General features: G+C 36.9%; 13 protein-coding genes. All 13 read left to right on the top strand.

The window, feature by feature from the left end; genetic code table 11:
- A partial coding sequence (locus ACI4WO_RS03540) for a polyribonucleotide nucleotidyltransferase (RefSeq protein WP_439806179.1) occupies positions 1 to 1,863 on the top strand: 1,863 nt, incomplete at its 5' end.
- A 111-nt stretch (positions 1,864 to 1,974) separates the two neighbouring features.
- A complete protein-coding gene (locus ACI4WO_RS03545) occupies positions 1,975 to 5,454 on the top strand; it encodes a DEAD/DEAH box helicase (RefSeq protein WP_439806180.1) in 3,480 nt (1,159 codons plus the stop codon).
- A gap of 222 nt (positions 5,455 to 5,676) precedes the next feature.
- Positions 5,677 to 6,039: a flagellar basal body rod protein FlgB gene (flgB, locus tag ACI4WO_RS03550; RefSeq protein ID WP_439806181.1), complete on the top strand. Its 363-nt coding sequence runs from the start codon at positions 5,677 to 5,679 to the stop codon at positions 6,037 to 6,039.
- Positions 6,040 to 6,054: 15 nt separating this feature from the next.
- Positions 6,055 to 6,477, top strand: a complete 423-nt coding sequence (gene flgC, locus ACI4WO_RS03555; RefSeq protein ID WP_439806182.1) for a flagellar basal body rod protein FlgC — start codon at positions 6,055 to 6,057, stop codon at positions 6,475 to 6,477.
- Positions 6,478 to 6,495: 18 nt separating this feature from the next.
- On the top strand, positions 6,496 to 6,801 hold the full coding sequence (gene fliE, locus ACI4WO_RS03560; RefSeq protein WP_439806183.1) for a flagellar hook-basal body complex protein FliE: 306 nt from the start codon (positions 6,496 to 6,498) through the stop codon (positions 6,799 to 6,801).
- Positions 6,802 to 6,844: 43 nt separating this feature from the next.
- Complete coding sequence (fliF, locus tag ACI4WO_RS03565) at positions 6,845 to 8,461, top strand: flagellar basal-body MS-ring/collar protein FliF (protein WP_439806184.1); 1,617 nt, start codon at positions 6,845 to 6,847, stop codon at positions 8,459 to 8,461.
- Position 8,462: 1 nt separating this feature from the next.
- A complete protein-coding gene (fliG, locus tag ACI4WO_RS03570) occupies positions 8,463 to 9,488 on the top strand; it encodes a flagellar motor switch protein FliG (RefSeq protein WP_439806185.1) in 1,026 nt (341 codons plus the stop codon).
- Positions 9,481 to 10,308 (top strand): hypothetical protein, encoded by an 828-nt coding sequence (locus ACI4WO_RS03575; protein WP_439806186.1) that lies wholly within the window; start codon positions 9,481 to 9,483, stop codon positions 10,306 to 10,308. Before fliG ends, ACI4WO_RS03575 begins: the two co-directional genes overlap by 8 nt.
- A gap of 28 nt (positions 10,309 to 10,336) precedes the next feature.
- Positions 10,337 to 11,608: a FliI/YscN family ATPase gene (locus ACI4WO_RS03580; RefSeq protein WP_439806191.1), complete on the top strand. Its 1,272-nt coding sequence runs from the start codon at positions 10,337 to 10,339 to the stop codon at positions 11,606 to 11,608.
- A gap of 12 nt (positions 11,609 to 11,620) precedes the next feature.
- Positions 11,621 to 12,061, top strand: a complete 441-nt coding sequence (locus tag ACI4WO_RS03585; protein WP_439806187.1) for a flagellar FliJ family protein — start codon at positions 11,621 to 11,623, stop codon at positions 12,059 to 12,061.
- Between the two features lie 31 nt (positions 12,062 to 12,092).
- Complete coding sequence (locus ACI4WO_RS03590; protein WP_439806188.1) at positions 12,093 to 13,460, top strand: flagellar hook-length control protein FliK; 1,368 nt, start codon at positions 12,093 to 12,095, stop codon at positions 13,458 to 13,460.
- Between the two features lie 14 nt (positions 13,461 to 13,474).
- On the top strand, positions 13,475 to 13,969 hold the full coding sequence (locus ACI4WO_RS03595; protein ID WP_439806189.1) for a flagellar hook capping FlgD N-terminal domain-containing protein: 495 nt from the start codon (positions 13,475 to 13,477) through the stop codon (positions 13,967 to 13,969).
- A gap of 36 nt (positions 13,970 to 14,005) precedes the next feature.
- On the top strand, positions 14,006 to 14,278 hold a 273-nt coding region (locus tag ACI4WO_RS03600; protein ID WP_439806190.1), incomplete at its 3' end, for a TIGR02530 family flagellar biosynthesis protein.

The raw sequence follows: 14,278 nt of genomic DNA on the forward strand, positions 1-14,278 counted from the left end.
CCTTCTGAAAAGGCTATCCTTACTTCAAGAATGGTTGACAGACCGATACGTCCTCTGTTCCCGAAGGACATGAGAAATGATGTTTCAGTTGTTATGACGGTTCTGGCTGTTGACCCTGACTGCTCACCGGAAATTACCGGTATGATTGCTACTTCCATTGCACTTTCTATTTCTGATATACCGTGGAACGGTCCTATTGCAGGAATCAGTGTGGGACTTGTTGACGGTGAAATAATTTTAAACCCGAATCTTGAACAGAGAGCAAAGACAGATCTTAATCTTACAGTTGCAGGCTCTGCTGAAAAGATTGTTATGATTGAAGCAGGCGCTAATCAGGTTCCTGATGATCTTATGCTGGAGGCAATTTTAAAGGGTCATGAGGAAATTAAAAAAGTCGTGGCATTTATCAGTGATATTCAGTCACAGATCGGCAAGAAGAAATTTGAATTTGAATCTCAGGAAGTAGATCATAATATGTTTGACGCAATTGAAGAATTTGCGTCTGACAGAGTTAAATTTGCTCTTGATACTAATGATAAAAATGTTCGTGAAGAAAGACTTCAGCCTGTAGTTGACGATATTCATGCAAAATTTGATGAAGAATATCCTGAACAGACTGCAATGATTGACGAGTGCATTTACAAACTTCAGAAGAAGATTGTCAGAAACTGGCTTTATGAGGGCAAGCGTGTAGACGGAAGAGGTATAGATGAAATAAGACCGTTGGCTGCTGAAGTCGGAGTTTTGCCGAGAGTTCATGGTTCTGGTCTTTTCACAAGAGGTCAGACACAGGTTCTGACAATTGCAACCCTGGGACCTGTAAGTGAAGCACAGAGAATCGATGGTCTGGACGAGGAAGAATCCAAGAGATATATGCATCATTACAATTTCCCGTCTTATTCTGTAGGCGAAACAAAGCCGAGCAGAGGTCCGGGAAGACGTGAAATAGGTCACGGTGCACTTGCAGAAAGAGCGTTGGAGCCTGTAATTCCGTCTGTTGAGGAATTTCCGTATGCTTTAAGACTTGTTTCGGAGGTCCTGTCTTCAAACGGTTCAACATCACAGGGTTCAATCTGCGGATCAACACTGGCACTTATGGATGCAGGCGTACCTATAAAGGCACCTGTTGCCGGAATTTCCTGCGGCCTTATTACTAAGCCTGACAGTGATGAATTCATGACTATGGTTGATATTCAGGGACTTGAAGACTTTTTCGGTGATATGGACTTTAAGGTCGGCGGTACTCATAAGGGTATTACAGCTATTCAGGTGGATATAAAGGTTGACGGTCTTACACCGGCAATTATTAAGGAAGCTTTTGAAAAGACAAGAAAAGCAAGAATTTATATTCTTGATGAAATAATGCTTAAAGCTATTCCGGAGCCAAGAAAAACTGTGAATAAATATGCGCCTAAAATGCTCCAGACAAAGATTGATGTTGAGAAGATAAGAGATGTAATCGGTCAGGGCGGTAAGGTTATTCAGAAGATAACATCTGAATGTGATGTTAAAATTGATATTAATGAAGACGGAAGCGTGTTTGTTTCCGGTGTTGATCTTGATAACTGCAATAAGGCTTTGTCGATCATTCACACAATTGCTGCTGGTCCGGAAGTAGGTGCAATTTATAAAGGCAAGGTTGTAAGAATTATGAATTTTGGTGCGTTTGTTGAAATTGCACCCGGCAAAGACGGACTTGTTCATATCTCCAAGCTTGACAAAACAAGAGTTGAAAAGGTTGAAGATGTAGTATCAATTGGTGATGAAATTCTGGTTAAGGTTGTTGAAATTGACAAGCAGGGCAGAATTAATCTTTCAAGAAAAGACGCTCTGGCAGAACTGGAAGCTAAGAAAAATCAATAATACGTTTATTGCTCCTCTGTGATTTCACAGGGGAGTTTTTATATTTATAAAATAATTGTAATATTATCCGCTTTATGTTATAATATTTTTATAGGAACTGGAGGCGATGGTATGGACGAAACTAAAATAATGAAACTTAATTTGAGTATGTCCCCGAAAGCAATTGATGAACTAAAAAAATTCAGTACTGTTAAGGGCGTATCAAAATATGAGCTTCCGCTTATTATGTTTCCCGAAAACCAGAGCTTTGATATTTCGGCAGCTGTAAATGAAAACAGGGATATACTGCTGAATTTTAATTTGGAAGGCAATGATATTACATTGCTGGGAAGTATTGAACAAAATAATTTTTTCTGCAAATCAGTTATAAACACAAAAATAAATGGCAAAAGAATTAAATTAATTTTTAAACAGGAAAAGAATGAAGATTTTACATACGTAAATAACGAAGTAAAACAGAGATTTTCTATGTGGTATGACTATATTGAATCAGTACGAAAAAAATCACTGGAAAAATCTTTTGTATTTAAATGTCAGAATGCCACTGTCAAAAATAATAAAATTCTTATCTTATGCCCTGAACCTGATTGCAAAGCGGATATCAGAAACCTGAATATTGGTATTGCTGACGAAAAAAAATGCCCGGCTTGGGGATTTGGCAAAATTGATAAATTTGAAAATGAATTTTTATATGTTCAGCCGTTTGGTGATATTAACAGAGTAATGTCTGAACTTTCATCTATGCCTTACCTGATTATATATGACGGTGCTGCGGATATTACCTGTAAAAGAATGAAGTCGGGACTGGACAGACTTTGTGCAGGAGATGCTGTAAATAAACGACTTCCGGAATTTTTGTTTGATCCTTCAAAGGCAAATCCTGAACGTGGAGATAATATTACTCTTTCAGAAGAGGATCTGCTGACAAAAACTATGAATCCTGAACAGATAAGTGCTGTGGAAGGGGTTCTGAATGCAAAGGATCTGTATCTGATACAGGGGCCTCCGGGAACCGGAAAAACTACGGTTATTGCAGAAATATGCTACCAGAATGCAGTCAGAGGACTTAAAACATTGATTGTTTCACAGTCAAATCTTGCTGTGGACAACGCTATTTCACGTGTTATGAATCATGCTGATATAAGAGTTCTCAGAAAAGGGGATGCGTCAAGAGTAGAAGAAGAGGGACTTCCGTTTGTTGAAGATAACGTAGTCCGGACGTGGATAGGTCAGATCGCCGAAGCTACTGAAAAAATGGACCAGTATCTGAATAAACGTATTTCAGAACTGAAAACGGCAAAGGACAGACTTCCTAATTTGCTTGAACTTGCAGAATCTTTAAAGGAATCCGAGAAAACTAAGGATTACCATGAATCCCAGCTCTTCTTTTTTAAAAATGTTCTTGATGATGCGAAAAAGCAAAGAGCAGAATTTTTTGAACTTATAACAGATGCCTATGAAAATGATGATATCGAAAAAGCTGAACAGGCACGTGAAAAATATCCCCCTGATTTTAAACTGCCTAATAATATTTATAATGATATTACTGACAAATATCTGGATATCAAAGCGGATCTGGAAATGGTTCATGAATATGAATCGGATCTGGAGTTTTTCAATGAATATACATCCAGATTTACAGAACAATTTGAATATATTTTTGAAAATGTAAACAGGAAAATAATTGAACGTACTGCTTATGAAGGAGTTTTTTATTACTCTGACAGGGAAATTACACAATCACTTTATGAAGAAGGAGAACGGATAATTGAAGCTCGCCCCGGAGGAATAAAGAAACTGATATTCGGGTATAAATGGCAGCAGGTTCTGGCTATATACTACAGACGTGCTGAAAATCTTATGATGAGTATTCAGCTTAAAACTATAAGACTTTGCGAGAAAATATATAGTATCAGGAATAATAAGAATTTTATTTATAATACGGAATCGTTTCATCTTTGTCTTGATGCTTTGGGAGAAGATTATGATTCTCAATATTATAGTTTTAAAGGTAAATATGAGAACGTATATAATGAGTGTATGAATGCAGTCAGGGATTATAAATACTCTGTTGAATACTTTAAAGAACAGCTTCAGGATGATTTCTATTCAAAGGCGTTGAGAAATTCTGATGTGGAAAAGATTACTCTTGATGAGTTTGAAAACAAAGTAAATACATATTATTACAACAGAAACAACAGATATGTAAAATGGAAAAATCTTCTTGAATTGTGGAGGAAAAAGATATCCGGCGGAGAACTTAATTATAATGCTCTGAAAAAGCTTTACATCGAAAATGCTAATGTAATCGGAATAACCTGTATACAAAGCGGTACAAAGGATTTTAGCGAAAATTACCCTTCATTCGATGTCGTTATTATTGACGAGGCAAGTAAAAGTACACCTCCGGATATAATTCTTCCGATGCTGAAAGGACGTAAAATTGTTCTGGTCGGGGATCACAAACAGCTTCCGCCGTTTATAGACCAGAATGCTTACGATGAAATAGATGAAGAAGATCCGAATCTTAAGGAACTTATAAAAGTAAGCCTTTTTGAAGAGCTTTATGAAAAATCTGACAGGTCAATGCATACTATGCTTTTCCGTCAGTATAGAATGCACAAGGATATCGCAGCTCTTATAAATCAGTTCTATATTGATACTGATGCAGGACGGCTTGAATCTCCGGCTTCAGAATACAAAATACATCATTGTGAAGGGGGGGATATCACAGAAAATAATCATGTTTTATGGTATGATATTCCAAATAAGGAAAAATATTATGAGAATGTAAAGAATAAAAGCTTTTATAATGTATTTGAAGCGGAAAGTATAAAGAAAATATTATGTCATCTGGAAGTTAATTTAAAAGCAAATAATGCTCATAAAAATGTCGGCGTTATTACATTTTATGATGCACAGGTAAGACTTCTTGAAGAAAAACTACAAGACAGCGGATATTATAAGCGATTTAGCCATATTTCACTGAGAATAGGTTCTGTTGACAGATTTCAGGGTATGGAAGAAGATGTAATTATTATAAGTTTTGTAAGGAATAATCAAAATAATAATATAGGCTTTGCAAGGGATGCCAGAAGAATCAATGTAGCTTTGTCAAGAGCAAAGGAACTTCTGATTATTGTCGGCAGTTCGGATAATTTTATAAATTCATCAAACGCAGAAGCGTCCGGCATGTTCAGAAATGTGTTTTCTGTAGTTAGCAGGCTTGACGGCCTGAGAAATGCTGAGAAGCTTCAGAATATATATCTTGAAGAATCCGGACAGGGAGAATATGAAAAAACACAGTTTTACCAATCGGCAGAATATGATGAAGATTATGAAGATGAAAATTCCGGAAGCATAAATATTCTGGATTATTTTATACTAAAAGCTGCATATGATTTTAAAGGAGAAAAATTATCCCTTAAGAATATATCAAATGTTTTAGGAATTGCCCCGGTCTTTGTCAGAAACCGTATTGTTTATCTGGTAAATGAAGGAATGATAGAATGTGTTCACCAGTTTATCAGAATAACACCATCGGGGGAAAATATGATAAAATTTTTATCAGGCAGTAATCAGGGATTATAATATTTGAAAAAATGTTTAAAATGCATAATTTTGGGGTATTTTATCATGATTTTTTTAAGAAATGTCTTTATTCGCCAATTAATTTATAGTTGTTTTGTATATTTCAACAAAGTTTCGTTATATTTTTTATAATAAAATTTCCAGTAACAGTTGATTTTTGGCATTGTTTGTGGTATAATGTTTAAATAAGTAGAATCAAAATTTATAACGGGAGGAATAGTCATGTATCTGGATTCAATTGCTTTTAAGGCTATGGAAAGCGGTCTTAAGGGTCTTGAAATGAAACAGCAGATTCATACTCAGAATATTGCTAATATTGATACACCGGATTATAAATACAAAACCATAAGCTTTGAAAATTCTCTTCGTGATGCTAAGGAAAAAGGCAAAACGCAATACAGCTTCAAGGCAAATGTTTCCGAAATTGAAAATACCAATGTGCTGGTTGACGGAAATAATGTTGATGTTGATAAGGAGAATCTGGAACTTTACAGTACATATATCCAGTCTTCAGCAATTATCAATAAAATGAATTCCGCAATTTCAGATCTGCGTTACGTGCTTACAAACAGTAATTTTAAATAATAAAGGAGTACTGCTATGGCATTTTTAAATTCTATTAATATAATCGGCTCGGCACTGACTGCTGAAAGATTCCGTTCAGATATTATTCTGCAGAATATTTCAAATCAGAATACAACCAGAACTGAAAGCGGTGAACCTTACAGAAGAAAGCAGGTTATCTTTCAGGAAAGGGAACAGTCATTTAATGATGTATTAAATAAGGTTTCAGGAGGCGGCGTTCGTGTGACGGAAGTTGTTGAAAGCCAGGAGGACTTCAAGCCTGTTTATGATCCTGATCATCCGGATGCTGATGAGGATGGATATGTTTATTATCCTAATGTCAACAATACCGAAGAACAGGTTGACCTTATGGATGCTTCAAGAGTTTATGAGGCAAATGTAAGTGCATTGTCTGTTGTAAAGGCAATGGCTTCAAAAGCGTTGGAAATAGGCAAGTAATGAATAAGGAGAAATGATATGTTTATTGTACCTTTAACAGAAATGTCCATGTCCGGTATTACTCCGCTTAAAGCAACGGAACAGGAAAATGTTGAAAGCAAAGACCAGTCTTTCGGAGAAATTCTTAAATCTAAAATACAGGATGTAAAGGATCTTGAATCACAGTCCCTTCAGAGCGCCTATGATATTGCTACGGGTGCATCAGATGATATTGAGTCTGCTATGCTTGATTCCACAAAAGCTTCAACTGCTATTGAAATGACAGTTCAGCTTACAACAAGAGCCGTAAATGCATACAAAGAAATAATGTCTATGCAGATTTGATTTTTTGTTCTAAATTTTTTTATGGAGAGTATGATTTAATTACATGAAAGAAAAATTCAAAAAGATCTGGGAAAAGATAAAAACCTTGTGGTCGGGATTTACAAAGGTTGTAAAAATTGCAATTATTGTGGGATTGGTTGTAATAATCGGCGGTTCTGTAGGACTTACCATTTTCCTTAACAGATCAAATGATTCTGATTGGATAGTATTGTTCCCCGGAATGTCGAATGAAGAATCTACAGAGGTTTATCTTGAACTTCAAAACAAGGGCGTTGAAACTAAGATCAATTCTGACGGTGAAATAGAAGTAAAGAAAACTGAGTGGGATGATCTTGTTTATGAATTGGCACAGCTGGGATATCCACAGTCAACTCCTTCTTACGGAACGTTTTTTGATAATCTCAGCATGACAATGACTGAGTTTGAAAAAAAACAGACGCTCAGGTTTGAACTTCAGGACAGACTTCAGACTACTCTTAAAAGAATAGATGGTATTGAGGGTGCTGTTGTTACTATTACATTTCCTGAAAGCAGCGACTATGCATGGAAAGAAACAACTGATAAGGCAAAGGCAAGCGTTACTCTTACTCTTTCTAACAGTGCCGGTTTTACAGCGGAAAATGTTTCAGCAGTAAAAAATCTTGTGGCATTCAGTGCACAGCAGATTGAACCTGAAAATGTTACTGTTATTGACAGCAGTACTGGAAAAGAACTTCTGTCAGCAGAAGAAACTGAAACAGCAGACAGCAGTACAGGCATAGATCTGGCTGATAAAATGGAATATGCAAATACTCTTAAGGCACAGTATGAAGCAAACGCAAGAGCAATTCTGCAAAATATTTATCCGGACGGTGTTGACGCTGTAGCAACTGTTGAAATCGACTATGATAAAGTTGTTGAAGAAATGAAACAGCTTCTTCCGGACGAAGAAACAGGCGAAGGCTATATTACCGAAGAACATAAGGAATATGATACAAACAAGGATGCTGTTAATGACGGCGGCATAGTAGGAGAGGAAAATAATACAGATATCCCTGATTATCAGAATGATGCAGAGGATGAACTCAACAGCGATGATACGCCGCATTATGAAAGAGATACCAAATATGATCTCGGATATCTGCTGACACAGACAGAAAGAGCACAGGGAACTGTTAAGGACGCTTCTATTTCAGTTGTTGTAACTACTGAAAATGCATATATGTCAAGAGACGAAAGAAATGCGATTATTCAGCTTGTAAAGAATGCAACAAACATTCCGGAGGAAAAAATATCAGTATACAGCCGTGAAAGTGATGAAATTCCAGCGGTTGTTGATCCGAATAATGACAATAACAATATACTTAAAACTGAAACTCGCAGACTTCTTATCATTCTGGGTGCATGCGGACTTATTTTCCTGATTCTTGCAGGACTGATTATTTTCCTTGTTATAAGAAATATGAAGAAGAAAATGAGACTCCAGCAGGAAGAAAGTGAAGCAAAAATCTCTGATCTTCAGGAGGTTATTGAGGAAAATAACAAGAAATCCCTTGAGGAAGCCGCTGAAGAACATAACAAGGCTGAAAAGGCAACCGAAATGGAAGTAAGAGAATTTGCAAAAAATAATCCTGAGATAACAGCAGCCCTTATCCGTTCCATGCTGAAGGAGCGTGATTAAAATGGCTTCCGCAAAAACTGAAAATCAGTCAAAAATTACACCGACCACTAAGGTTGCAGCAATAATGATTGCTTTGGGTGTTGATAGTGCTGCGGAAGTTTACAAGTACCTTCGTGAAGATGAGATAGAAGCGATTACTGGTGAAATTGCCAAAATCGATCTTCTGTCAGCAGATGATATGAAGGAAATCATGGAAGATTTCTATGATATGTGTATTACCCAGAAGGTTGTAACTGAGGGTGGTGAATCCTATGCCAAGGATGTCCTTGATAAGGCATTTGGTGCACAGCGTTCAGCGTATCTCATGGAACAGGTTTTAAAAACCGGTAAAAAGAGAGCATTTGAATTTATAAGAAAGATTGATTATAAAAACCTTCTTATGATGATTCAGAATGAACACCCTCAGACAATTGCAATTGTTCTTTCATATGCACGTGCTGAACAGACATCTCAGATAATATCAGAACTTCCACATGAAATTCAGCTTGATGTAATTAAAAGAATTTCAAATCTGGACAGAGCTTCACCTGAAATTATAGGTATAGTTGAGTCCGTGCTGCGCAAAAAGGCATCGGCTATTGCTTCTGTGGATGTTACTGAATTCGGCGGCATAAATTACATAGCTGAAATTATGAACAGAGTCGACAGGAAGACCGAAAAGTATATCTTCGAGGAACTTTCGGACGAAGATCCGGAACTCGCAGAAGAAATCAAAAAGCTCATGTTTGTATTCGACGATATTGTATATCTCGACAATATGGAGATACAGGCATTTATCAGAGAGATCGATACAAAGGATCTTACTGTTGCACTCAAGGCGGCTTCGGAAGAAGTTACCAATGTTATATTCAGCAATATGTCGCAAAGACAGAGAGAAACCATTCAGACAGATATGCAGTATCTGCATAATGTTCGTATGCGTGACGTTGAAGAAGCGCAGCAGAAGATTGTTGCTGTTATCAGAAAATTGGAAGAAGCTGGTGAAATTGTAATTTCTAAAGGCGGAGAGGATGAGATAATTGCATAAAGTCTTTAAGCCTGGTGAAATCCGAAACGGTATCGGAGCAGTTAAAATTCCGGATATGGAATTTAAAATTGAAGATTGCTCTGGAGACGATGATGATGCCAAGAAAAAAGAACAGGCACTGAAAGATGAACTTTATAAACAAATTACTGAAGAAGTAAAAAATGAGTGTCAGGGAGAAATTGGAAGAAAAAAAATTATTGCACAAAAAAAGTGTGATGTTATGCTTCGTGATGCCAGAACTGAAGCCGATAAAATAATATCTGATGCGAAGGCTGAAAGTGAACGTATAATAAACGATGCAAGTTCCATGTCAGAAAAGATAAAACAGGATGCTTATAATGAGGGCAGAAACAATGGTCTGACTGAAAAATCTGAGCTTCTTGAACATCTGGCACATTATATTTCTCAGTCCATTGAGGAAATCAAGGGGGAACAGGAGAAGTATTTTGAGGAATACAGCAACGAAATAAAGCACCTTGCTGTTGCAATATGTGAAAAAATTATTGCCCAGAAGATTGAAGATGACGATCTTTTGATGTATAATGTAATAAAGGATGCAGTCAAATCTGTCAGGGATGTTAAGTGGATAAAGGCAGAGGTTTCAAGCAAACTTGCGGGATATGTTGATTCCCTTGAAAAGGAGCTTAGTACTGAAGGACAGAATATTGAATTTGTTTTGTCTGATGATGCTCCGAAAGATACCTGTGTTCTGAATACTTCAAGCGGGGTTGTAGTTGCAACATTGTCTGTGCAGCTTCATAATCTTAAGGATTTTATTAATAATCTTGACAAAGGTGATAACAATGAAGATCAGCCTTGATCAGTCCGGGCTTTGTCATAATATAAAAATGAATAATTTTTATAAGACATACGGAAAAATTGAACAGATTGTGGGTATGACCGTTGAAGCTTCCGGAATAACAGGAAATATAGGAGATATCTGCCGGATGTCCTCTGATTTGAACAAAAAATGTGTTTTATCTGAAATAGCCGGATTTAAGGATGGAAAAGTAATTCTTATGCCTTACTCTGATATGGATGGTATCGGATACGGAAGTTATGTTGAAAATACCAATGAAAAGCTTATGATAAATGTAAGCGAATCACTCATTGGTCGTACTATTGATGCTGTTGGAAATCCTATCGACGGTAAAGGTCCTGTTGAACAGGGATCGTTTTACAGTATAAACGGCAAACGCTCAAACCCTATGGACAGACCGCCTATTGCTCAGCCTCTTGAATTCGGAATCAAAGCTATTGACGGAATGCTGACAATCGGCAAGGGACAAAGAATGGGTATTTTTGCCGGAAGCGGTGTTGGAAAAAGTACACTTATGGGTATGATCGCCCGTAACATAAAAGCTGATGTAAATGTTATTGCTTTAGTAGGTGAGCGCGGCCGTGAGGTTATGGAGTTTATTAACCGTGACTTGGGTCCGGAAGGACTTGCAAGATCAGTACTTGTTATAGCAACTTCTGATCAGCCGGCAATGATGCGCTCAAAATGTGCGCTGACCGCTACTACCGTTGCTGAATATTTCAAGGATATGGGCAAGGATGTTTTGCTGATGATGGATTCGCTTACACGTTATTGTATGGCTGAACGTGAAGTGGGGCTTAGTATCGGAGAACCACCGGTAGCAAGAGGGTATACACCTTCAATATATGCATCATTGCCGAAACTTCTGGAACGCTGCGGTAACTTTAAAACAGGTTCTATTACTGGAATTTTTACTGTTTTGGTTGAAGGCGATGACTCAAATGAGCCTGTATCTGATACTGTAAGAGGTATTATCGACGGGCATATAATGCTTTCAAGAAAGATTGCTATGAAGAACCATTATCCGGCAATAGATGTAACTGCAAGCATCAGCCGTCTTATGTCTGAAATAGCTTCGCCGGAACAAAAAGCAAATGCTTCAAAAATCCGTAAGATAATGTCGCTCTATCAGGAAAATGCTGACCTTATTTCAATTGGTGCTTATAAAAGCGGTACGAATCCTGATCTTGATGACGCTATAAAACGAATGCAGTCTATTAATGAATTTCTTCAGCAGCCAGTGGATCAAAAAGTTGATTTTAACGAAACTGTGGCTATTATGAATGAAATTGTTTCATAATAGGAGGATTGTATGAAAAAGTTTGTTTTTTCTATGCAAAAAATGTATGATTACAAGAAACAAATCATGGAATCTGAAAAAAACATTTTGATGAGTCTCAGACGTGAGAAAAATGAATATGAACAGCGTCTGGAGGATCTGACTGTAACTATGGATGATATAAGGCATCAGTCTCTGGAAGAAGTATCTAAGGGTACTACTGCTTCAAAACTTATGTTTTATAGTATGCAGATGGATGGTATAAAGCGTGAACAGACTGAGGTTAAATATCAGATAAATCTTACAGAAATGAAAATAGAAAAGCAGCGCAGAAAAGTTGTTGCCCTTTCTCAGGATGTTTCAGGACTTGAAAAACTTGAAACAGAACAAAGAGATGAATATAATCATCTTGCCACGAAGGAAAATGAAAATTCTATTGAAGAATTTCTTTCATTTAAAATGACGGCAGAGTAATTATATAATCCATTGAAAGGAGGTGATAAAAATGGAAACGGAACAGATTTCCCAGAGTCTAAGAGCATCAGTGCTTCAGCAGTCTCAGCAGGGTATGACTGTTTCTCAGATGATGTCTTCAGGTATTTCATTTGCTGATATTATTTCAATAATGATAAGCAATACAAAAACTGGCGGCGCAGACGAAATGAATTCCGGAATGCTGGATTCTCAGTTGTTTCAGACAGATGGACAGTCTTTTTCTGACAGCATAATTCCTGAGCAGTTTTCTGATATTTTCAGTTTGATTTCTCCTGAACTCATGAAAAATGCTGGTAATCAGAATAGTTTGTACAGTGAAGTCTTAAATAATTCTGATATTAAAAATAATTTAAATACAGGACTTTTAGACAATTCTGATAATCAAAACAGTTTCTATGATGATCTTCTTTTAAATAATATTTTTGAAAATTCATCAGAAACAATTGATTTTTCTGACAGTATTATTAAGGCTGATCCGTCACAGCTTGCAGGTCTTATGGATTTTATAAGGACAGGTACGGATATACCTTTGTTTACTCAGTTAAATAACGGTAATTCTGACAGTACTAAATCCGGAATTATTCAGGATATTAAATCATTGTTTGATCCAAATGAAATGCTCAAAAGCGGAGAAATGGAGATTGTAAGCTATATTCCAGCATCACAGTCTGATATGCTCAATGATTCTGAAATGTCCGGGAGTCTTGAAGATGAAGTTCTTGATTTTTACCGTACAATGAATTCGGTCAAGGAAAATGCCGGAAGCGGTGAACTGAAGAATTCACAAAAAAATAATTCAGATAATGATATTTCAGATGACAATGTATACAATGTCGAAAATCTCGGTAAGTTTGCCGAACCTATTGATATCAGTTTTGACAGAGCAGAAGCTGAAATGACAATGAACAAAGCTGAATATGAGCCTGTGGATAAACAGGTTTTAAGGGGTGTTTCTGAAAACCTTGAACAGGGTAAAAGCGAATTTACAGTTAAGCTGAAACCTGAAGGGTTAGGAGAAATACTTGTAAAACTTGTTTCTGACAGTGACGGCAAAATGCTGCTGACCATGGTGGCTTCAAGCGAAAAAACAGCTGAACTTTTGAATCGCGATCTTGCATCACTGCAAAGTACATTAAGTCAGCATAATGTTGAAATTGCAAACAACAGTATTGAAGCAGCCAGAAATGTAATGCCAGCGTCATCAGCTTTTGATCAGTATGACCAGAGACGTCAGGATGAGGGTAATCAGCAGAATCAATACAGACAGCTTAAATCACAAATGAAAAACAATATTTCTGTGGGCAATGTTTCATTTGATTCTGAACCTAATCTTCAGATGAATTCAGTACCGGATCAGGCACTGAATATTATGATTTAGAAAGGATGATAAAAATGTCAGTCGGCGGAGTTACTTCTTCGGACAGAAATTATATAGACATGATGAACGGTACAGGCAGTACCGGTAAGGTCTATAACGCTGTTTTTGAAGATAAAGACGAAAGCAGTTTGTCTATAAATGACTTTTTTGATCTTATGATCACACAGCTTACCAATCAGGATTTTATGGATCCGGTTGATGATACTGAGTATCTGGCTCAGATGGCTCAGTTTTGCACCATGCAGGAAATGATGGACTTATGTCAGTATTCAAAGCAGAACTATGTTATGGGAATGCTTGGTCAGGAGGTTACCGTTTCAAAAACAAATATCGGTGGTACAACTGATACTGTAACAGGAAAAGTTGAAAAAATCGTTCTTGAAAATGATGATTTCAAAATCTATATTGATGGTAAACCGTATGATTACAGTAAGGTTACACAAATAAATTCCGTATCAGATAATACTTCTTCTGAAAATAATGAAGATAATGCGGAGGTCAGTGTATAAACTCTTATATATCTAATGGAAAGGAATCTGTTAGTTATGAATGATATTGATATTAAAAGAATTTCCACTCCTATTACTACCGGAATACCGCATACTTCTCCGCAGGATGTTGCTGACTCGGTTTCATGCCGGAGTTTTAAGGACATTTTACAGGAACAGATCGATGGCAGCGTTGGAGTGAACTTTTCAAGACATGCAATGAATCGTGTGATGGAGCGCAATATAGATTTATCTGCTGAAAATCTTGAAAGACTTAATGAAGGCATAAAGCTTGCCGAAGAAAAGGGACTTGATGACACTCTGATTATT

It is taken from the genome of Porcipelethomonas sp., assembly GCF_051893655.1.
Lineage (GTDB): Bacteria > Bacillota > Clostridia > Oscillospirales > Ruminococcaceae > Porcipelethomonas.